Raw genomic sequence first — 21293 nt, 5'->3', positions numbered from 1 at the left:
CAATCGCGCATTTTCAATATAAAAATGCTTTAATTAACCATGAAGAATATAAGGTATTCCGGAAGATCACCTAAACATTCCCGCAAACCACTTTGATGAATGAAAGCTTTGTACAAACATTAAACAAGCTATTGAATTAACTTCTTATTCTTCATAGTGAAATGCTTTTTCTAGGTTAAAAACCATGATCAACAATTATTCTAAAAAGGTAAAACGCGAGTTACGAGAATTAGCCGCACAAGCCTATGAAAACGAACTTGCTTTTGAGCTCAAGAAACTGGAGAAAAGCTTTGTTGAATGGCGCAATGGTTCGATTAGCAGTAGCGAATTAAGTCATCGCGTGCATCGTCATGAAACAAGCGCATCAAAATCTCTATATAAAAAATATAACTACGGAGATATTCATCTTAACGTTGCTTATGCGATCGTGACAGGCATTGTTGATGAACAAGCGGCATCGGAGGACTTAAAAAAAGCCATTGCCTCATTCATTAACTTCTACCAAGTTGCGAAAGACGATGGTGATATCAAGGCACCGGAGCATTAGACCGGTGAACGGTGGGTGATAGAAGACCAATGATTAAAAGGCAACCAAGGCAGAAAGGTCCTGCCTTGGTTAAACGAACTTGAGATTTATTCGGCTGCGACAATCAATTTAACGGTTGCAACAACATCCGAATGCAAATCAATATCGATTTCATATTCGCCGACTTGACGAATCGCCCCTTCAGGCAGGCGCACCTCATGTTTTTCAATCTTTGCACCGGCTTCTGTCAATGCATCGGCAATGTTTTGAGTACCGACGGAGCCAAACAATTTGCCTTCGTCTCCAGCTTTATGAGTAACGGTTACCGATAGGTTATTCAATACTTCCGCTCTCGTTTGAGCCGCCAAATATTTCTCGGCGGCCGCTTTTTCTAATTCGGCTCGGCGCGCTTCGAATTCAGCTATTTTTGAAGCGGTCGCTGCAACAGCCTTGCCTTTCGGCAATAAAAAGTTTCTACCGTAACCGGGCCTTACGCTGACTTTGTCGCCTAGATTGCCTAGTTTTGCAATTTTTTCAAGAAGAATCACTTCCATCGTTATCTACCTCTGTTTCGGCTATCGCCGAATTATTGTGCGCCATCAGGCGCCGGATTATTTGGAAAATTTATTTCGTAAGTTCAACCACGCATCAGCCAGGCCTATACCGGCAACCGGAAACATGACATGAGGTATGATCAATAACGTGACGTAAAACATCGGCACCAAAAAACGCCCGGAGCTCATCCTTGATAGCATCAAATGCAATACCGCAGCCCCGATGAAGGTATATAGCACAAACAATAGAATTGTGATATTCCACGCGACTTCCGAAAATATGCCGCTGCCAAACCACGCAACTGCTATCACGATGATGCTACCTATAGCCAGACGAGGATGAGTACTCAAGGACAAATACTCAGCCCTGAAGCCTCCGGGATTATAGAGTATCGATTGCCACCATCTGCCTAAAAAAAGCCCAAATAAAAGGCTAAATATAGTACCTGCAGCAACAACGCCTGTCATATAATGAGCCATGGCCTGAACCGATTGCTCGATATTGTCAACAGGCACATCCGGCGATGACTCCAGCATTGGCTTAATCATCTGTTCCAGCATCGGCCGCCAAAATTCGGACGGAGAGGCTTGATAAAGATAAAACCCCAGCACGCCAAGCGCACCGAGCAATATCGCTATTTCAACCGCAAGAGACAAATGCCTGCCTTCTCTCAGAACGATTGAGATAATCCAGATTGGCGACCACATCACCAAACCGTATAGCAGTGCAAATTGATATCCGCCTAAAACCAAAAGGCCCAATGCAGCAGCTGCGGCGCTGGAAAATAATAGCACCCATAGCCCTTCATACGCGCCTCGGCGCAACGTCACCAATGCAACAGTGGCCGAACTTACAATACTTACCGGGGGAATGATCAGCGATATTAAAGCCAAGGTCGATGCAATCATGATGGCCTGCATCCTCCCTCGCATGATGTATTCCGCTAAAAATTTCATACGCCCGGTTTAAATTTTATTTATGTGCGTCGCAATACGGCAATAATGCGATAAACCGCGCGCGCTTAATTGCCGTCGACAGTTGTCTTTGATGCTTGGCGCTAGTTCCGGTGATGCGACTAGGAACGATTTTTCCGGTTTCGGTAATATATTCGCTCAAAGTATCGATATCTTTGTAATCGATTTCGTTTGATCCATCCGTACTAAAGCGGCTTAGTTTTTTACGTCTCATGTTACGTGCCATAATATTCTCTCGATTCAATAACGGTTATTCTTCGGATACTGTTTCGTCGGCCTTATCATCTTTTGCCGAGTCTTTGACTTCTTCGGCATCGGAGTCGTCAGCGTCGGCTTTAGCCTTTAATTCGGCCGCTTTATTTTCATCCGCTGTCGAAGTCGCGATTTTAGAAGGCTCGGTGACGGCTTCCTTTCTCAGCAACGTCATGCTCCGCAAAATTGCATCGTTAAAACGAAAACCGCTTTCCAGTTCTTCAAGAGTCGGTTGATCGCATTCGATGTTCATCAACACGTAATGAGCTTTATGAATCTTGTTGATGGGATAAGCTAAATGTCTACGACCCCAATCTTCAAGACGGTGAATTTTGCCGGACGCAGCCTCAATGGTCGCTTTGTAACGATCAACCATCGCCGTAACCTGAGCACTTTGGTCGGGATGGACTAAAAAGACAATTTCATAATGTCGCATGATTACTCCTTTCGGGAAAAAGCCTTCCATCTCTGTCGTAAAGATGGTAAAGCAAGGATATGGCACGGAATGCGCCAAAACCAACGATTATAAATGTTTTACCCATACCAGGCAAGCGATTGCTCACTCTCTCAGGGTAAGCGCGTTAAGATAATCAGCAATATCAATGTATCATCCTGTTGCTTAGAACGCTTAGTCAATTTGGCTCATACCTATCGCACGAAAACTTCTTGCAAAAACGCAACCAAACTTTTCCATGAACGCTTATCGGCAAGAGCGTTATAAACGGTTCCGAAACCAGGATCGTTAGCCACCGGGTTTGTAAACGCATGAACGGTATTGCCGTATACATGCATTTGCCAATCAGCACCTGCGTCGGTCAATTCCTTTTCCAACGCCACGACATGGTCGACCGGCACCATCGGGTCGTCATTACCGTGCATCACTAATACCTTAGCCTTGATATCAACTGCAGACAGATTGTCCGGCGGAATCAGCAAACCATGAAAACTGGCCACGCCTTTTAGATCGACACCCGTCCTAGCCAAATCGAGCACGCATAAACCACCAAAACAAAACCCGATAGCCGCAATCATTTGATCGTCGACCCAAGGCAATAATTTAACCGCCGACAATGCTGCAGCAATGCGTCTTTGCAACATCGCGCGATCATCCATAAATGGCTGCATCAATTGAGAATTTTCTTCGACACTACCCCCTCGCTTACCTTTACCGTAAATATCCAATGCGAAACCGACATAACCTAACTCTGCAAGTTTTTTTGCCTTAACGGCAACAAATTCGTCTCGCCCACCCCAAGCATGACTAATCAACACAGCAGGCCGCCGACCTTTCAATGCATCGTCATAGGCAAAAAAACCCTCTAAAACCGCATCGCCATCTAGATAGTCGACAGTATTCGACACAATCGCCATATTTTTCTCCTCGTTGATTGAATTTATAGATTACACCAATCTTAAATCTAAATTCCGCGCAGGTGCGTCCTGTCAAGCGAGTTACCGAACCCGCTATAAAACTCATAGCACCAGGAAGTTATTTTTCACGAAATCCTAAGCCAAACCAGTACAACTTGGATTTAAATTTTTCCGGGTCATATCTCCCCTTTCTCTCTTAAGCGATTCAAAAAACCCGCCGCAGCTTCTTCAACCAAATCCAACACTCGTTCAAATCCATACCGACCGCCGTAGTATGGATCCGGCACCTCACGCGTACCAACATGCGGCGCATGATCCAACAAATAACTTATCTTGTCCCGATGAACTTCGGGACAAGCTTCAAGCAGAATCGAATAATTGTCGTCATCCATCGCCAGCAAATAATCATAGCCCTCGAAATCCCCATAAATAACTTTCCTGGCTTGCAAATGTTGCAATTCGATACCACGCTCTCTTGCGGCTTTTTGAGCCCTTAAATCGGGCTGCTCGCCAACATGATAGGCATGCGTTCCTGCTGAATCGATTTCGAATAAGTGCCTAAGCCCTTCCTCTTCAATTAGCTTGGTAAACACTCCTTCGGCAGTCGGAGAACGGCAAATATTACCCATGCAAACAAAAAGAACTTTGATTTTTTTCATAGCTGTTCGATCTTTTTTGATTAAAACGCCCTATAGTTTACATTAGCTTGATCACGATTGAAGGATCGAATCCTCTTAACTTTACCTCTGTTATGAACAGCGCCACTACTCTCTTTGCACTCAAAAATTAAATTAAGGTATGGTGCATGGCTAGCGAAGTTGCAATAGGCATGCTCCACACACTAAACTCCGAGAACATGTTCAAACTGGGAATTGCTGGCAATAACTCTTTGGAGTATCGATTTGATCTCATCCAATGTATACTTTCAAGCCGATAAAAACCGGGCACGGTGGGGCAGGCGACTCAGACAATGCCGCAATTTTAAGCGCGAATGACCCTACTTCCGCGATCATACTCTGTACGACGCATACCAGCGATTTCTTTAGCAAACCAACCAAGCTTTATCACCTTTCGCTTATAAAGCATTGAATAACTAAAAATAAACATCATAGTTCCGTATAGAGACCAGCCATGTTTTTAAAGGTTGGGTCAACAACTGGGATAACTTTTAACTCAAATAATTCAATATGTTAGTCTACAGGCTCTACAATTATTAAAACTTAGGTTAAGACAGTATTCATGATAAAAAAGCGACAAACCGTTTCCGGATTCATGTTTACGCGCATGATGACGCAGGTTATTTTTATGATTTAATTCATAAAATTCGTTTTTAGCAATATAACCTTACTATTATTAAAGTAAAATACTCATTAGCCGATTTATAAGCTATTCTAATTAACGGTGTAGTCTTCGCGACCACTCTATTAAACAGCTCTTTTGATATACACCCCCTTCGCACTTCAAAGTTCGTCAGCTCCTAAGATGGCGCCGGTGATCGCCCCGGTGTCGAATTTTGATCTATGATGGGTATATGCAAAACCCGCTATTCCAGCAGTCGGATTTGTAATCAGCCCATAGACAAGCACTTAAGTCGATTGGGTTAAAGTTTGCAATACCGACTTCGAGCTAATCGGCGCATCGGGTCAAGCTTGTCCATGAATAAATAACCTACGTCGAAGAATTACTTTTTAACAACTAAATCCGTAACCAGGCTTGAACTGTACGGCCAATTGACAATGCATATCGCATATAATACTTACTCAGGATATGCTGGAGAACAAAAATGATAATGATGAATTGGAACTCTGTTGGCGTTAAAGTAGTGGCTATCACTCTTACGGGACTGGCAATCATAGCTTGTGGCTTATTGGTAACGTACGGGATATCGGAAAAACAAAAACTGATCGAATCCGAAATTCAAAATGCCAAGAACCTGCTACTGGTTTCCGAATCGGTTAGGGAAAATACCAATCAAAAATGGGAAAGCGGCATTTTTTCTGTCGAGCTAGTAAAAATAATGGCCGGCGACAGCATAAACCCCGAACGCAGAGCAAAAATATTAGCTACGGTCCCGGTTATGAATGCAATGGATGTCGTCGAAGCCAAAGCCAAAGAAGGCAACTTCCGATTCAAAGCACCCCGAGTCGGCGCCCGGAATCCTGCTAACGAAGCCGATGCGCTGGAACAAAAAGCCCTTCAATTCTTCCAAAATAACCCGCAATCCACCGAATACTCTTACATCGACGAAGAAACCCAAGAAATCCGCTATTTTAGACCGGTAAGATTGGCCAAGCAATGCGAATTTTGCCATGGCGATCCGGCAACTTCTAGCGAACTGTGGGGCAATTATGCAGGAAGCGATATTCTTGGTTATCGAATGGAAAACAAGCGTGCCGGCGACCTTCATGGCGCCTTTGAAATCATTACACCGCTGAACCGTGTCAATGAACAACTAAGAACCCATGTATTGTACGCAATAGGCTTTACGATTATCACGTTGATCGTAATAGGGGCAGCCGGTTATATTTCGATGAACCGCATCATCATTGCACCGTTAACCGATCTGGCACTGAAACTACAAGATATTGCCAGCGGAGAAGGCGACCTGAGAGCCAGGCTAAAAACCGAAGGAAAAACAGAATTTGCTTGGGTTGCGCATAGTTTCAACAATTTCGTGAAAAAAATAGCCAAAACCGTCGACCACATCAGCACGACCAGCGAGCAACTGACTCAAGCCTCGCAACGACTTGCTAATATTTCCGAAGAAACCGAACACGGTGTCGATAGGCAACAATCGGAAACCACACAAGTAGCGACAGCAATGGAAGAGATGACAGCCACCGTTCAAGAAGTCGCTCGCAATGCTGTTAAAGCCTCAGAGGCCGCATCAAAAGCAGACGCCGAAGCGTTGACAGGCAAAAATGTTGTGACGGCTGCCGTTGCAGACATTAACCGGCTGGCATCCGAAGTGGAAAATGCCGCGCATGTCATCCATGAACTGCAGTCGGATAGCAATAGCATCGGCGAAGTATTAGGCGTCATTCAAGGTATCGCCGAACAAACCAACCTCCTGGCATTGAATGCCGCAATCGAAGCGGCTAGAGCCGGCGAACAAGGCCGAGGATTCGCGGTTGTCGCCGACGAAGTCAGAACACTGGCAAGCCGCACGCAAAATTCAACATTGGAAATCCAAAAAACGATAGAACGCTTACAAACCCGCGCCGAACAAGCTGTTAAAGTTATGGAAAACGGAAAAAAACAAGCCACGACCAGCGTTGATCAAGCTGCATCGGCCGGCGAGGCGATCGCCAGCATCAGCGATAAAATCGATACAATCAACGACATGAACAATTTAATCGCGAGCGCCGCCGAACAACAAAGTATGGTCGCCGAGGAAATCAACCGCAACATCAGCAATATCAGCTCGGTTTCCAATGAAACTTCGGTCGGCGCTAGAAACACAACGACCGCATGCCGAGAATTGCTGACCTTAGCCAGTCAATTAAAAGAAATGGTTGGCCAATTTAAAACCTAGGAACATGCAAAAACATACCTTTCGCACTTCAAATTTCGGCAGTGCCTAAGGAAGCGCCGGGGTGCTGGCATAGAGCCTACAGGGATGTATTTACCCAGCACCTAAATAAGCCATGATTTTGAATCATTGCCAAAGACCTATGGAATTTAGGTGCTGGGTTCGCGGCGTCCTGTCAAGCGAGTAATCGCACCCTCTTCCACGCTCAGTGTATTGGAAAGCAATCATCCTAAAAAGAGTAGTTGAGAGCCTCAAACTACCGTTCGCCCTGAGCCCTTCGGCTGCGCTCAGGAGAGCGCCGTCGAAGGGTAAACGGTAGTTTGAGGCTCCACCAAGACGGTGAAAGTGTTGTAGATCCTTCATGCTTCGACTTGGCTCAGCGCGAACGGTCTACAACACATGTCAACTGCTCTTTTTAGGTTAAACGGGCATGCTCCATACCCCACCCTAAAACCGCGAGAACATGTTCAAACTGGGAATTGCTAAGGAACGCGCATGAAATAACCTAGACAACTGCTGGAAGGGGGTTTGGTGGCTCGATTGACAGGTGTCGGCGGCAGGGATAGCCGCCGTCAAGCCTACAGGGACGTATTCACGGCGTCCTGTCAAGCGAGTCACCGAACCTCCGCAAAGCCTACTACTTGTAGAAGTTATTTTGTGCATATTCCTAATTATCGACCGATTTATACAAATTCTCTATTTTAGCGAGTAAATCGTTATACTCGGCTGAACGCCAAACTGCATAATTAAGATTTTTGAAGAGTCCGGTCAGCCGGGTAAAATAATCCCGCGCATGGTTTTGATCGGTAAAGCGATACTCCGCATCAACCAACTTGATAATGAGCATAAATATTTCTTTTTGCCGATCAAGCGGCACCGACACGTCAACATCGTCGAAAGCATCCTGTTGCAGATAGATCATGTCGATAAACATGGCTTGCTGATACAGCACAAAATCTTCCAAGGTCACACCTTCCTCGCCGGCGACTTGTATCATTTGATAGACACTATCGCCCCGAACAAGCAAATCTAAAACTTTGGATACGCGTTCAGTCCACCCTGAAATAAGCTCACGATCATACCAAGACCTAAGCTGCTCTAAATAACGAGACCAGGACAGCAACGGATCGACGGCCGGATAAAAACGTTTATATGCCCGGTCGGCACTGAGACCCAAGAAGGTCTTGACCGTACTCAAGGTCGATTGCGTAACCGGTTCTTCGAAATTACCGCCGGCCGGCGAAACGGTGCCGATCATCGTGAGACTACCGGTTCCGCCGTCACGATTTTTAATTACGCCGGCCCGCTCGTAAATGTTTTTGATCGCCGAGTCCAAATAGGCCGGAAAAGCCTCTTCGCCCGGAATTTCCTCGAGTCGCGCCGACGTTTCGCGCATCGCCTGCGCCCAACGCGACGTCGAGTCGGCCAGCAGCAATACATTCAAACCCATTTGCCGATAATATTCACCGAGCGTGATTCCCGTATAAATCGATGCCTCCCTAGCCGCAACCGGCATCGACGAAGTGTTACAGATAATGATCGTGCGGTCCATCAACGATCCGCCGGTTTTTGGATCGATCGTCAACGGAAACTCGGTAATGGTCTCGACCACTTCGCCGGCTCGCTCGCCGCAGGCGACTACGATGACAATGTCAACCTCCGAATTTCTCGATATCAAACTCTGTAAAACCGTCTTACCTGCGCCGAAAGGCCCGGGAATACAGCCGGTACCGCCTCTGGCAATCGGAAAAAAAGTATCGATCAAACGTAAATGCGTTATCAAGGGGTCAGATGGATATTGGCGTTGCACCACATTATTGCGCAGCAATTGTTGCGATAACGGCAAGCGAATCGGCCAACGTTGTTTGAGCGTAATGATTTGCTCTTTGTCGTTGGCCAGTTTGATTTTTGCGACAGCTTCATCGACCGTAACATTACCTTCCTGAATCCAAGTGACTTCGACCTCGCCAACGATGTCGAACGGCACCATAATCTTATGGCTGAAGCGTCGCTCCTGCACGGCACCGATCGCACAACCGGCATAGAGTTTTGCACCGGTTTGCACACACGGCGTGAATGCCCATTTGGTATTTTGATCCAACGCCGGCAAATCGACGCCTCGAGGCAAAAAATAGCCGAATTCGGTCGCCAATAAATCGAGGGGATTTTGCAAGCCGTCATAAACCTGTCCCAATAACCCCGGCCCTAGTTCGACCGACAACAATTCGCCGGTCTGCACAACCGGATCGCCGACACCGACTCCTGTCGTGTTTTCATAAACTTGTGCGTCGGCGCGGTTGCCGTAAATACGCAATACTTCCGCTTTAAGCCGCTCTTTATGTTTAGCTTCGCTTCGGCTCGGCAAAATATAAATGACTTCATTCTTCGTCAGCGGCGTGTCAGCAACCGATTCGATCGATACAATATCGTCCTGAACAGAGACGACTCTCGCCGAAGCCTGATCCAAACCCGTTGTCAATGTGCTTTCATTCATCGTAGAAATTTATCCAAATTCAATCGAAACGCCGTCTAATCCGGCCGAGACTAATTCGTCAAATCGTAAAACGGCCTGCTCTTTGTCGTAATGGGTCCAACGGTTAATGACATCCCATTTCAATACATAAATGACGACTGCGGGAAAATCGAAATAATGCCCCTGCCCGACTCTCTGATAATGCCGCCAAATCAACTCGAGAATCAGTCTTTCCAACTCCAGCGGACTATCTTGTTCAATCAGCTCGCTGACTTGCCTAACCCAAGGCAATAAGGCATCCATTCCGAAAGCCGATTCGCGCCAATGTTTTTTGATAAAGCGTAAACGCTCGCCAAAACCGTCAAAAGGCGCGCCCAAGGTTAAACTTTCGCCGTCGCGCCTTCTTCTGAGCGCCGTCAAAATAGTCCTTAATTCCAAACGCCACATGACGACCTCTTTTAGAAACGGGTTCCTGATTGCACGCCACATGACCATCCCTTGTTTAACGACGGCTTCGTCATCGAGTTCTTTCATTTTCGACCAATGCAGCAAGGCTTCAATTCTTGCCAAATCGTCGGCATCTTCGTTATCTAGCAAGGCCAAACGCTTATCCAACTGAATGCGCGAAATCGGCGGCTGACGGGTCTCGAATAGTTCCGTCGGATGGACAGGAAGGCTGCTAAGTAAAAGCGTATATTTATAATTTTCGCCGCTCACTTGACGATGCCTTGCAAGAGCGCTCTAAAACGCGGTTGTAAATGCTCCAAAAACAAAGTGGCAACGGCTTCATCGGTAAAATCGATGACCATGTTGTTCTCTTCAAGCTTGATTACGATACCCGATTTGATTTGATCCGAAACTTCAAAGGATACGCCATCGCGCAACAAATCCGATGCGATCGCGGCGGTCAGATGCGACAAGGCTCCTTGCTTAAGCTCCTCCGGGTTTCTTCGCAAATCCTCGACGCCGACGATATCCTCGGGTAATTGAAAAATGATTTTAGAATTTTGATCGAGCCCGGTTTTTTCTCGTACTCGGCCCGCCAATGCCAGTATCAATTGCTCGATAAATTCGGATTTGGCCATTTGTTTACCGACCACGCGCATGACTTCCTGACTAAAGCTACCGAGCAAAGTATCGCGTAATTTAAGTAACGCATCCCGCCCCGCCAAGCGCAACGCATCGACACCGGAAGATTTAAGCGCTTCGGCTTCGGCTCGTGCTTTTTCAAGCAATAATTGCGCCTCTTGCTCGGCTTCCTCGACAATCCAAGCGGCTCGTTTTTGTGCGTTAAGGACGATATCCTCGGCTTTAGCTTGTCCGGCATTAATCGCTTCCTCTCTCAAGCGCTCGATCAATTTCTCGACGCCGCTCGATGCGACTTCCGCTTTTTCCGCTTTCATACTCTCGACTCTTAAGATTGAGGAATTCCGCCGCTAATCACTAGGGCGAAAATAAATGCAAAGACGGCAAAGCCTTCGACGATCGCGGCGGGGGCTACCGATAAACCGAAAATCTCGGGTTTGGCCTTCGAGGCATGAATCGCCGAGGCGCAGCATTGCCCTTGATAAATCGCACTGAACATCAGTGCGAATCCGGCCAAGACGCCAACGGCAAAAATACCGGAAGCATTCGCTTCGGTAATCGGCCGATTCAGCGTAAACATCACGACAATGCCATAAATCACCTGAGAAGACGGCATCGCCGAAACGCCGACATAGCGACCGTGCCCGGTTTCGGTATCGAGCATCGCGCCGATCGCGGCTTGGCCTGCAACCGCACAACCAATAATGCTGCCGATCGCACCCAAGGCCATCGGCGCATATAAACCGATCCATCCTAAAATCACTAATACCTCAGCCATCAACGGACTCCTTTTTTGGAAAATGCTTTAAAGGGATAACCTTCATCGGAAACGCTCCAGTTATAAAATTCGATAAAATTCAGACGCAAACCATGAACCAACCCGCTCATCAAACATAACATCAGATTCAAGACATGGCCGACGATTAAGATCAAAATACTGAACAACAACCCGGGACCGGGTAAGGCATGATAAACCTGCACCGCCAATTGATTAAAAGTCAGCGCCAACGATGCGCTAGCCAAACCCAATGCGAATAGACGCATATAACTGAGCACATCGCCGAATAATTGAGTAATGCCGATCAAGCTCTTGACACCGTCCAGCAAACGCCAAAACAAGTCGCTCCAGCGTTTTAAACCTCGTTCGCTGCTGAACAGCAACAACAAAACGCCGCCCGTAGCCGGCAAAATAATGCCTACTTGACGCAACCCGTCATTATCCGTTGTCGCCGAAAGCCAAAAACAAAAACCGCCGACAACTGCCAACAGCCAGCCGATAGAGGCCAATGCCGTTAAGGAAGGGTATCGGCGATAGGCTCGAATCGCATTGGCCAAGGCAATATGCCCGACGCCGACCGCGATCGACAAGCGCATCATGCCGTCGAAATCGTTAATATCGATGATCTTTAATGCGGAAACCAATCTTTCTTCAGGCGGACTATAGCCGAAATACCCCCCCGAAATAACGCCCCAGACGAGCGAGATAACCACCGTATTAGCAGCTAATACCCTTAGCCTGCGACCTTTGAGGCTTTGTCCGAGACTGCGCCATTTGAACATCAGTATTAACCCGAAAACCGCGGCATAACCGGCGTCGGACAGAATCATCGCAAAAAAAACGCTAAATGAAAAAAACACGACAATAGACGGATCCCAACCGTAATAATTCGGCGTTTGATAAAAATTGACGATATCTTCGCCGCCGGCCAGTTGCCGAGGATTATCGAGCAAGGTCGGAGGATTGTCGCCGGGATCCGGGTCTTCGACCAATACGGCCAAACCATGATGTTCGGCAAAACGAAGAAATTTTTCGGTATGTGCTTCCGGCAACCAGCCTTGCAAGGCGAACACGCCGGCCTCGTCGCGTGTAATTGTTTGCGCCTTGGCCAAATCGGCCTGATCCAGCGCCTCACTGAAATGCACCGTCATCAAGGTAATCCAGCGAGTCAAGGACTCTCGTTCGGCCTGTAAATCCTCGAGCGTCAATTCGACCTGGCTTCGCTGAGTTTTCAATGTCGAAAGCGGTATCGAGCCGGTATGAGTTCTTGCCACCGGCATGCTGTTTTCGGGCGGCTCGGATTCGGCAACGACGACGACATAGCAATATAAATTATTCTGATAAACCGTCTGCCAAACCCAGTCGCAGTCCTCGAGCTTTTTCATCATTCTTTTGGGAATAATGTAAAACCATAATCGGTAACCGGCCAATTGCGCGGTTTCCGGTAACTGGAAGTCGCCCCACGGTTCAACCTCATCGATTCGTTTCGACAAGGCGTCGTAAATATCGGTCAACTCGCGAACTTTCGCCTTAATGGCCAAAACTTCCTCGGTAATCCTTTCAAGATCGAAACGCGTCGCGTCTTTGATTTGATGTCTTTTGTTCGCGCAGGCATTAAGATATTTAAGCGCTTCGACCACGCCTTCGGTATTTTTAGGCGCGCCGAACTCCTGCCCAGGCGGTTCGGCTAAAGGAATCAAGTGCAGACCGCCTAAGGCTTGCACTTGCTCCAATATCCGACGCTTATCGGACAACATGCCGCAAAAAGTAATCTTTTTCAGCTTGACGATTGCCATTTAGACACCTTGTTTAATACGGAGTTGTTTGGTCATTTTTGCCCGAACAACATCGGCTCGTTCGGCATCGGACAGATAAATACGGATTTTGCGTATATTGCGCTCCGTTTTAGGAATCAACACCTTATCGAACAAATTAACCTTTTGTGTCACTTTTTTGACCGCCGCTTCCAAAATCGTCAATCGACGTCTGTCGACCTGTTGCCGTAACTTCAACTCCAGCATAAGTTTCAATTGCACGACCAACGCATCGACCCAGTGCGGCTTCAGATAAGACGAGTAGGTCATCGTCACTAGGTCAACCTTCCTTAATATCGGCACCGTAATACCGACAATATTCTCCTCGCCTATTTCGACCGCCGAGACTTTAACCAGATCGTTTAAATTAATATCCCGATAGGACACCATCGGTAATGTTTCGCTCACTTTTTGCCGGCACTGTTCGATTTGCAGTTCGGTAGTTTTGAGCTGCGCCAAGCCTTTGGCCCGCTCGGCCATCAACTGTCTTCGTTTGAGATCGAGCGAAGGCAAATATTGCCGGTAGCGTTTAAGTTTGGCGCTTTCCTTATGCAATGAAGCCTTGTTAAGCGAGAGTCTGGCCATGACTTTTCTTCGGGAAATATTTATCGATCAAGGCTTGTTTCATTAATAACTCGCTTTCCTCGAAACATTCGGCCAAGGTTTGCCATCCTAAATCCAAGGCCTGTTCCAATGAAATAGAGACATTGATGTCCATGAAACGTTTTTTAAATAATTGCCCGAATCGAAGCAATTTTTTATCGTAATCGGACAAATCGAAAGCCATTGCCTGCTTTTGTTCGGCGTCGACCGAGCCCGCGTAAAAACGGATCATCGTATTCATGATTTGCGCATGATCCTCGCGCGTGACCTTACCGATGACATGTTGCTTCAACCTAGACAACGAACCGAAAGGATCGAGCATGCCGTCGTGCAAATAAAACTGGCCCTCGGTAATATAACCGGTATTGTCCGGAACCGGATGCGTCACATCGTTACCCGGCATCGTTGTCACCGACAAAATCGTAACGGAACCGGCACCTTTATAATCGCAGGCTTTTTCGTATCGGCGCGCCAACTGCGAATAGAGATCCCCCATGTAACCGCGATTCGACGGTACATGTTCCATCGAAATACCGACCTCTTTCATCGCATCGGCATAGGCAGTCATATCGGTCATCAAGACCAAGACACGTTTGCCCTCTTCAACCGCAAAGCGTTCCGCGACCGCCAATGCCATATCGGGCACCAAAAGCCGTTCGACAATAGGATCGGAAGCTAGATTGCAAAACATCACGGTCCTCGCGAATACGCCAGCCTCCTCGAATTGCGCTCGAAAATAATGAAAATCATCGAAAATCAGGCCAAGTCCTGCAAAAACCACGATATCGGCATCGGCTTGAATACCGATTCTAGCCAAAAATGCGTTAAACGGTTCACCTGAAATCGAGAAAATTGGTATTTTTTGGCTCTCGACCAGACAATTGAACAAATCGATCATCGGCACTTGCGTTCGGATCATTTTAGAGGCTAGGACCCGTTTCATCGGGTTCACCGACGCACCGTTAATCGTCACTTTCGGGTCGGGTTTAAGCATCGAACCGCCATCCATCGGCTCCCCCGTACCATTAAAAATCCGACCGAGAATATTCGCCGAATAAGTCACTCGCATCGAATGACCTAAAAAGCGCACCGAAGCCGCAGTCGAAATTCCTCGGGTTCCCGAAAAAACTTGTAAGGAAACCTTGTTGCCATCGATTTTGATGACTTGCGCCAACGACTCGCTGCCATTAACGTCCTCGACTTCGGCTAAATCCCCGAACCGAGTCGTAATTTCTTGGTTTGCGAAGGTACTGTCAACGTTTACAGTAATGATATTACCGACAATGGACAAAATATTGTAATGTCTGACCATATGTTCGATCATGCGTTACCCCGAAAAATAGGCTAAATATAAGCGGATTATAATATTGTTAGATGACATTATGATAACAAGTCCAAGCCCATAAAGAGCCTTATTTTTGGCATAGAGAAACTAAATTGAACACACCGAGTGGAAGTTGTGATTTTATACTTTAGGATTTCGTGATAAACAACGTCCTGAAACTATGGGCTTTGTTGAGGGTTCGGTAACTCGCTTGGCAGGACGCAGTGAAGACGTCCGTGTAGGCTCTATGCCGGCCCCTCACCAGCATTAGGTGAGGGGCCGCACACCCCAGTGCCTCCTCAGGCACTACCGAAATTTGAAGTACGAAAGGTACCGAACCCTCCCTAAAATAGGGAAGTTATTTACGACCAAACCCTTAGGCTAGTGATAGATTGGAGGGATTATTGAATTATTTCAATAGGATACTCATAAAATTTGAGTAGCCTTTAAGGATAGCGAAACTGTTTTGCAAATGCATGACAAACTTAACTTCTTATTCTTCATGATCTTCATGGTGAAATACTTTTTAGGTTAATAGGATGCTGCGCTTTCCATCAACGCTCGATCAATAATAAAGCCATTATTCTCAATCCGATTGCGACCATTGTGCTTAGCTTGATATAAGGCGGCATCGGCCGATTCAATTAGCCGCATCGCAATATCGGCTGCGTTCGAAAGTATATGCTTGGGTGCCGAGTAAGACGCGGCGCCTATCGAAATAGTCACCTGAATCGGTTTACCATCGAAAACCATATTAAGTGATTCAACCGTACATCTTATTCGTTCGGCGATAGCCATTAATTTACTTTCATCAAGATTTGACAACAACGCCACAAACTCCTCGCCACCGTATCGAGCCAGAACGTCATTATTACGTAGCAGATTTTTTACCGATCCGGCCACTTGTTTCAGTATATAATCTCCTGCTTGATGTCCGTGGGTATCGTTGATTAACTTAAAATAATCGATATCGAGAAATAAACAAGACAATGGCTCGCCGCTTCGTTGGCAGCGATCGATTTCTTCTACAAGCCTTTGCTCAAGAAAACGTCTGTTGTTGACGCCGGTCAGTGTGTCGATAAAACTGGTCCTGCGCATCATCTCGAAATTCAGATTATTTTCCAAACAAATACTGACCACCGAAATCATATGCTCGATAAAATCGGTTGCCATTGTATCGATAAACCGTTCCTGCTGAAAGCTACCGAAATTCAATGATCCTAGATACTTTCCACGGCGGATTAACGGAATCAATGCGACACTAACCGGCTTTCTATCGGTATAGTTAAAGAATTCGGAACACTTTGGATGATAGGCGCCAATATAGGGCTTTACGGCAAAACCGAACAATGCTTTTAACTGATGACGGTCTTTAAGCAGAGTTAATTGCTTTGTGGTCTTGATATCGAAACCGTCCTGTATCAAATATTCCGACAATTCGTTTTCTTTATCGACCAAACATAGACTGATGGCATCGAGGTCGAAAAATGCCTTCCCGCCTTCAAGAATATGAACAATCATTTCGGATAAAGAATTTAAGTTAAGCAAACGTCTTTCAAATGCTTGAAATCGCCTTAAGGCGTTACTGTTCTGTTGAACCCGATTGATCATGCCATCTAAATGACTTTGCAATATCGACAAATCGGTCGTTAAATCTTCTTCCAAAGCTAAATCTCTCATTAATAAAAAGCCCTACTCCCCTATTAATAACACTGTTCGATGTTTTAGCGAAATTCGATCCAATAAGAAAGATGGAAAGATTTAGGAGCCGGAAAAAACTCATCTTAAGGGAACTTGACGGCAGATCCTAACCGCGAAGGATAACGGAAATAGCGATTTTGCTGGAGCAAAAAGCGACCTACTTACTACCGTCATTCCCGACAAACGCGCCCCAAACCACCTGAAAACTAGACGTTTTCCACTCGGATAAGGAGCAATAATCATCTCTACAGTTCGCACATTAAGATTAGCAGTAAAATAAAAATTTACGAATGCCGTAACCTTTCTTATTGATATAATTTTTCATAGCGCAACTTGTTCGTTGAAACTTTGATGATACTCTTTGAAAGAGTTAAGCTTTATTTGACCACTCTCCGTTTAACCCTTCTTGTGGAGTATGCAAAATGAATCGAGAAACAGACAATTCAGCTAATCGTCTAGACGAAAACGTAACTAAAATCGTTGAGTCCATTGATCGCGATGTCGAACGAGGAGAGGATATTGTGATGGCAGGCTTATGTATCGTAATGATGTCGACTTTTTTTGCACCGGTAGCGCCTCCGGCAGTATTATTGCCTTTTGTCGCTGTTACTTTTGCAGTATCGGCGGGACTGGCAAGACTAAATTATCGAAAAATCGAACGGAAGTTGACGAATTTCCTAGTGATGATTGAAGAACCGGAACAATCTAAACTCAGACCGATTCAAGCCGTGTTTAAAGCATCCCCTTATGAATCGCTAGGTCAATCTTTTAATCCTTTTAAAAATATCAAGCGTACCGTTAAATCAGTGCTCGGCGGATTATTAATCAACCCTTTGTGGATGCCTATTTTCTATATGATCGGCCTGCAAATCGAGGAAGAGAAAAAATTGATCGCATTGAATCAAGCCGTCATGTCTATCGAACAAGAATCAGTCGATAACCCCTATGAGTTTTACGCGTAAATTACAATATAAGAAAGCGATCACCCAACTCGATTCGCTTGAATGATTGGGCTTTCGCTAGGCTTACCGATTAGGTCTCCAGCGACATTATTAACACCCGCTTTCTTAACCACATCGAAAATCCGAGGCGTATTCACAGACTCAATAACAGTTACTTTATCAAAGGCTTGAGCCAGTTCGACCATCATCTGTAAATTTTTGCTGTTGCCTTTGTTCTTTTTAATTTGCTCAACTAATTGCCCATTGATTTTGACAAAATCGACCGCCAAATGCTTAAGGTAAAAAAACGATGAAAATTCACTTCCGAAATCGTTTAATGCGCACCGGCAGCCGTATTCTTTAATGCGCCGTACAAAACGTTGTGCAATAACGAACTGACCAACCACCGAAGATTCACTGATTTCAAATATGATTTGACTCGGATCAACCGCGTTTTTGTTTAATAATCCTGCCATATCCGAGCAAAAGTCGGGATCTAAAAACAAAGCGCCGGATAAACCGACCGAGATGTTAATCCGATTCCCCGATTGATTATAAAAAGCGAGTTCATTAATTGCCGTAACGACCAGAAGGCGCTCCAGTCGAGCCGCCAGTCCTAATTGCTCAGCATAAAGCCAATATTCCTCCGGCGAAATCAAACTACGGTCATCTCGCCGTATACATAAGCGACTGTTAAAATAGCTTACGCAACGTTGATCGATATCCCAAACCGGCTGATAACTCAACACAAATCGATCCCTATCGAAAGCGATATCGAATAAAACTTGCCATTCGCTTCGCCCTTTGCCGTTGCCTTGACTATTACGTTGCTGATCGAAAAATAAATAGAAGCCGTCTTTTTTTGCATGATGCATCGCCGAATGAGCATTAGCCCTTAATTGATCGACAGTATCGCCATGCTGCGGATAGAGCGCTATTCCGATACCCGTTGATAAGAAAAGGTTTGGCGAATCAATTTCCACATTGAGTGATTCAACTTCATCAATGATTTTATTCGCTAATATAATAATCCCTCGTTGTTGACAATTCGGCATGATCAAGGCAAAACGATTATCGCCAATACGATACAATCGATCGGAAGATCGCAGAATGGGCTTAAGTCTGCTTGCGACACGAAGCATGTAAGATTTATCGAAACGTAAATCGCCGGTGCCGCGCGGAGTCATATCAAATACCAACAAGGCCAACTTGCCGCCATGTCTTTTAGCCGATGCGAGCCGATCGGCTAATTCGGATTCAAAGCTTCTCTGATTGCCCAGACCGGTAACCGGATCGTAATTTGCCATGGTTAATAGCTTTTGCTCAACGATATGTTCGACACTCATATCAACGCCCATCGAAAGCACAAACGCTTCTTGGTTTTCGCCATCCTGATAAAACGGCGCATGAATCCAAAATATGTCGTGACTCCCACCTAACTTCGACAACAAACTGCCTTCTATTTGCAGCCGTTGCGCATGCCTATCGCTTCTTAGCCTGGCCAATTGAGCCCGATGATGCTCCTCGGAGGACGGCAAATAGAGATCAAATAACTTACCGATAATCGAATCTCTTTCTTCGCCTAATACATCCGCAGCCGCCTGATTCGCACTCGCAATCAATCCATTCATCCGTTGCGTAATCATTATGACCGGGGCGGTACTCACCATACGATTAATAAAGTCTCTTTCTTCGGCTAAATTCCGGTTATGCTCTATGATTTCAAGGGTATTAGTATTTACGATTTGTTCCACCAACTCAAGCTGCTGAGCCAATCCTAATACGGAATGATTTAGTCGATCGATTTCGTCATGAAAAAATGGAAACAATCTTTTAGACTTTACTTGCTGCCTGAATGCCGGAAATTGCCGATTGGCCAATAACGGAATCGCTTTTGACAACCTGGCCACGCGACCAATAAAAAACCGGAGAACAATCAATAACATCAGTAGCGATAAGAAAAAACTCATCAAAGCTTGAATCCAAATTGATCTCCGCTTGGCATTTAAAACATCTATATCGTGAGTGATATCGTTAACAAAAACAAAAAATGGCGCACGATTTGTCTCCGAGTGATTCATGCGTCTCATACCGAGCTCATAGTAGCGGTCTCCGAAAGACAACCGTTCGTTACGGTCGGCAAAACGGCTGACTGCGTCGCTCTTGGATAAAATACCTAAGATATCGAAATCCAAACCGGAAAATGTTTTAGCGGTTAATTTGACCGTATAATTCGGGTCTTCAGACGTGTGGGAGTCTTCGACTAAAATGCCGATATCGTTATTCGTTAGCTTTTTGTATTTGATGATTATGTCTGCTAATGACTGGGATACGCTCAATACACCGGCCGACTTTGACTGTCCCAACATTGGAATCATCGCTTGTTGAAAACAAGCATCGGGGCATACAATTCGGTGAACCGGTTCTTCGGTATTTAAAACCTGATGCACATCAGCATTGGATATTGCCAGTTTACGTCCCCATACACCAATGAGTCGCCCACTCTCATCGAATAAAGTAACATTTTCAATATCCCAAATTAATTGTAATTGCTCTCCATTTCGTTCCAACATTTCGAACAGTTTTTTTTCTTTATCAGCACCCTCTACCGAGAAAGCTAAACCTTCGGCGAGCTGGTCTAAAGTTTGGAATGCTTCGTTGGATAATACCTGAGCGGTGTCAAATTGCTTGCTTTGAATATGTTCGCGTTCGAGCTTGAAAACCCGGTTCACTTCGTTATAAGCATAATAGAAATAAGCGCCATACACGAACAACATTCCTATGCCGAATAAAATCGATAATTTCCAGCGCAAACTGAAAAAAGGGGCTTCATCCATCGAACTTACCAATCAAACCATGACATAAACACCTCTATAACCTGAATATTATGACTCCGCATAAGGTGAACGACATAAAAAATGTGCCGTCGGATTCAACTGAAATAAATACTCTATTCGAGAGCAACCTGACCATTGCCGAAAACTATTGCTTGGCTTATCGTAGCCGGCTACACAAGGTAATGCCGACCGAATTACTTCAATTGAGCAATTAAAACATTAGGAATATAACTATTTGAAAATAGTTAAGGAATATGCACAAAATAACTTCTACAAGTAGTAGGCTTTGCGGAGGTTCGGTGACTCGCTTGACAGGACGCCGTGAATACGTCCCTGTAGGCTTGACGGCGGAATCCGATTGCCATGGATGGCATGAATGCAGATTTTGCATTACGCCATGGATGGCGTGTATTAGGGCAATGCAGGGCAGAAAAATGCTCCTGCATTTTCTGCATTCATTACATCCATGTAACTCAGCAATTGCCGAGGAGCAAAAATCTGCCCTGCCGCCGACACCTGTCAATCG

Annotated in this window: 18 protein-coding genes; 3 read left to right on the top strand and 15 right to left on the bottom strand. The window is 45.6% G+C overall.

Annotated elements, in window-relative coordinates; translation table 11 throughout:
• The first annotated feature begins 184 nt into the window (after window positions 1–184).
• Window positions 185–547 carry a hypothetical protein gene (locus MEALZ_RS08115; RefSeq protein WP_014148145.1) on the top strand — a complete coding sequence of 121 codons (363 nt, stop codon included), beginning with the start codon at window positions 185–187 and terminating at the stop codon, window positions 545–547.
• Window positions 548–633: 86 nt separating this feature from the next.
• Here the strand turns inward: MEALZ_RS08115 and rplI are convergent, their stop codons facing one another.
• The 6 genes from rplI to MEALZ_RS08085 all read right to left on the bottom strand — a co-directional run bounded on the left by rplI (window position 634) and on the right by MEALZ_RS08085 (window position 4337).
• The gene (rplI, locus tag MEALZ_RS08110) at window positions 634–1080 is read right to left on the bottom strand and encodes a 50S ribosomal protein L9 (RefSeq protein WP_014148144.1); all 447 of its coding nucleotides are present in this window, start codon (window positions 1078–1080) and stop codon (window positions 634–636) included.
• Window positions 1081–1137: 57 nt separating this feature from the next.
• Window positions 1138–2037, bottom strand: coding sequence for a DUF2232 domain-containing protein (locus tag MEALZ_RS08105; protein ID WP_014148143.1), 900 nt, complete (start codon window positions 2035–2037; stop codon window positions 1138–1140).
• A 16-nt stretch (window positions 2038–2053) separates the two neighbouring features.
• Window positions 2054–2281, bottom strand: coding sequence for a 30S ribosomal protein S18 (gene rpsR / locus MEALZ_RS08100; protein WP_014148142.1), 228 nt, complete (start codon window positions 2279–2281; stop codon window positions 2054–2056).
• Window positions 2282–2305: 24 nt separating this feature from the next.
• Window positions 2306–2743 (bottom strand): 30S ribosomal protein S6, encoded by a 438-nt coding sequence (rpsF, locus tag MEALZ_RS08095; protein ID WP_014148141.1) that lies wholly within the window; start codon window positions 2741–2743, stop codon window positions 2306–2308.
• 212 nt (window positions 2744–2955) lie between these two features.
• Window positions 2956–3678, bottom strand: coding sequence for a dienelactone hydrolase family protein (locus MEALZ_RS08090; protein WP_014148140.1), 723 nt, complete (start codon window positions 3676–3678; stop codon window positions 2956–2958).
• A gap of 176 nt (window positions 3679–3854) precedes the next feature.
• On the bottom strand, window positions 3855–4337 hold the full coding sequence (locus MEALZ_RS08085) for a low molecular weight protein-tyrosine-phosphatase (RefSeq protein ID WP_014148139.1): 483 nt from the start codon (window positions 4335–4337) through the stop codon (window positions 3855–3857).
• 1130 nt (window positions 4338–5467) lie between these two features.
• Between MEALZ_RS08085 and MEALZ_RS08080 the strand changes: the two genes are divergently transcribed.
• Window positions 5468–7213 carry a methyl-accepting chemotaxis protein gene (locus tag MEALZ_RS08080; RefSeq protein WP_223842356.1) on the top strand — a complete coding sequence of 582 codons (1746 nt, stop codon included), beginning with the start codon at window positions 5468–5470 and terminating at the stop codon, window positions 7211–7213.
• A 664-nt stretch (window positions 7214–7877) separates the two neighbouring features.
• Here MEALZ_RS08080 and MEALZ_RS08075 read toward each other — a convergent pair.
• The 8 genes from MEALZ_RS08075 to MEALZ_RS08040 form a co-directional block, all read right to left on the bottom strand.
• The gene (locus tag MEALZ_RS08075) at window positions 7878–9704 is read right to left on the bottom strand and encodes a V-type ATP synthase subunit A (protein WP_014148137.1); all 1827 of its coding nucleotides are present in this window, start codon (window positions 9702–9704) and stop codon (window positions 7878–7880) included.
• 9 nt (window positions 9705–9713) lie between these two features.
• Window positions 9714–10400, bottom strand: a complete 687-nt coding sequence (locus MEALZ_RS08070) for a DUF2764 family protein (protein WP_014148136.1) — start codon at window positions 10398–10400, stop codon at window positions 9714–9716.
• On the bottom strand, window positions 10397–11086 hold the full coding sequence (locus tag MEALZ_RS08065; RefSeq protein WP_014148135.1) for a V-type ATP synthase subunit A: 690 nt from the start codon (window positions 11084–11086) through the stop codon (window positions 10397–10399). The genes MEALZ_RS08070 and MEALZ_RS08065 overlap by 4 nt, the downstream gene beginning before the upstream one ends.
• 11 nt (window positions 11087–11097) lie before the next feature.
• On the bottom strand, window positions 11098–11547 hold the full coding sequence (locus tag MEALZ_RS08060; RefSeq protein WP_014148134.1) for an ATP synthase subunit C: 450 nt from the start codon (window positions 11545–11547) through the stop codon (window positions 11098–11100).
• Window positions 11547–13343 carry a V-type ATP synthase subunit I gene (locus tag MEALZ_RS08055; RefSeq protein WP_014148133.1) on the bottom strand — a complete coding sequence of 599 codons (1797 nt, stop codon included), beginning with the start codon at window positions 13341–13343 and terminating at the stop codon, window positions 11547–11549. Before MEALZ_RS08055 ends, MEALZ_RS08060 begins: the two co-directional genes overlap by 1 nt.
• Window positions 13344–13946, bottom strand: a complete 603-nt coding sequence (locus MEALZ_RS08050; RefSeq protein ID WP_014148132.1) for a V-type ATP synthase subunit D — start codon at window positions 13944–13946, stop codon at window positions 13344–13346. It lies immediately after the preceding gene.
• The gene (locus MEALZ_RS08045) at window positions 13927–15288 is read right to left on the bottom strand and encodes a V-type ATP synthase subunit B (RefSeq protein WP_014148131.1); all 1362 of its coding nucleotides are present in this window, start codon (window positions 15286–15288) and stop codon (window positions 13927–13929) included. The genes MEALZ_RS08050 and MEALZ_RS08045 overlap by 20 nt, the downstream gene beginning before the upstream one ends.
• 531 nt (window positions 15289–15819) lie before the next feature.
• Window positions 15820–16968, bottom strand: coding sequence for a sensor domain-containing diguanylate cyclase (locus MEALZ_RS08040; RefSeq protein ID WP_014148130.1), 1149 nt, complete (start codon window positions 16966–16968; stop codon window positions 15820–15822).
• 443 nt (window positions 16969–17411) lie between these two features.
• Here MEALZ_RS08040 and MEALZ_RS08035 point away from each other — a divergent pair, with 443 nt between their 5' ends.
• Window positions 17412–17951, top strand: coding sequence for a hypothetical protein (locus tag MEALZ_RS08035; protein WP_014148129.1), 540 nt, complete (start codon window positions 17412–17414; stop codon window positions 17949–17951).
• Between the two features lie 20 nt (window positions 17952–17971).
• Here the strand turns inward: MEALZ_RS08035 and MEALZ_RS08030 are convergent, their stop codons facing one another.
• Complete coding sequence (locus tag MEALZ_RS08030; RefSeq protein ID WP_014148128.1) at window positions 17972–20767, bottom strand: EAL domain-containing protein; 2796 nt, start codon at window positions 20765–20767, stop codon at window positions 17972–17974.
• Window positions 20768–21293: the final 526 nt, after the last annotated feature.

This window comes from Methylotuvimicrobium alcaliphilum 20Z, from assembly GCF_000968535.2.
GTDB lineage: Bacteria > Pseudomonadota > Gammaproteobacteria > Methylococcales > Methylomonadaceae > Methylotuvimicrobium > Methylotuvimicrobium alcaliphilum.
Note: the sequence above shows the minus strand (reverse complement) of the source record. Positions and strands in the feature narration are given on the sequence as shown.

Coding starts and splice junctions, on each gene's coding strand:
- MEALZ_RS08105 (WP_014148143.1), bottom strand. CDS start 2,037: ATGAAATTTTTAGCGGAATACATCATGCGAGGGAGGATGCAGGCCATC.
- MEALZ_RS08050 (WP_014148132.1), bottom strand. CDS start 13,946: ATGGCCAGACTCTCGCTTAACAAGGCTTCATTGCATAAGGAAAGCGCC.
- MEALZ_RS08090 (WP_014148140.1), bottom strand. CDS start 3,678: ATGGCGATTGTGTCGAATACTGTCGACTATCTAGATGGCGATGCGGTT.
- MEALZ_RS08045 (WP_014148131.1), bottom strand. CDS start 15,288: ATGATCGAACATATGGTCAGACATTACAATATTTTGTCCATTGTCGGT.
- MEALZ_RS08080 (WP_223842356.1), top strand. CDS start 5,468: ATGATGAATTGGAACTCTGTTGGCGTTAAAGTAGTGGCTATCACTCTT.
- MEALZ_RS08035 (WP_014148129.1), top strand. CDS start 17,412: ATGAATCGAGAAACAGACAATTCAGCTAATCGTCTAGACGAAAACGTA.
- MEALZ_RS08065 (WP_014148135.1), bottom strand. CDS start 11,086: ATGAAAGCGGAAAAAGCGGAAGTCGCATCGAGCGGCGTCGAGAAATTG.
- MEALZ_RS08075 (WP_014148137.1), bottom strand. CDS start 9,704: ATGAATGAAAGCACATTGACAACGGGTTTGGATCAGGCTTCGGCGAGA.
- rplI (WP_014148144.1), bottom strand. CDS start 1,080: ATGGAAGTGATTCTTCTTGAAAAAATTGCAAAACTAGGCAATCTAGGC.
- MEALZ_RS08115 (WP_014148145.1), top strand. CDS start 185: ATGATCAACAATTATTCTAAAAAGGTAAAACGCGAGTTACGAGAATTA.
- MEALZ_RS08040 (WP_014148130.1), bottom strand. CDS start 16,968: ATGAGAGATTTAGCTTTGGAAGAAGATTTAACGACCGATTTGTCGATA.
- MEALZ_RS08085 (WP_014148139.1), bottom strand. CDS start 4,337: ATGAAAAAAATCAAAGTTCTTTTTGTTTGCATGGGTAATATTTGCCGT.
- MEALZ_RS08055 (WP_014148133.1), bottom strand. CDS start 13,343: ATGGCAATCGTCAAGCTGAAAAAGATTACTTTTTGCGGCATGTTGTCC.
- rpsR (WP_014148142.1), bottom strand. CDS start 2,281: ATGGCACGTAACATGAGACGTAAAAAACTAAGCCGCTTTAGTACGGAT.
- MEALZ_RS08060 (WP_014148134.1), bottom strand. CDS start 11,547: ATGGCTGAGGTATTAGTGATTTTAGGATGGATCGGTTTATATGCGCCG.
- rpsF (WP_014148141.1), bottom strand. CDS start 2,743: ATGCGACATTATGAAATTGTCTTTTTAGTCCATCCCGACCAAAGTGCT.
- MEALZ_RS08030 (WP_014148128.1), bottom strand. CDS start 20,767: ATGGATGAAGCCCCTTTTTTCAGTTTGCGCTGGAAATTATCGATTTTA.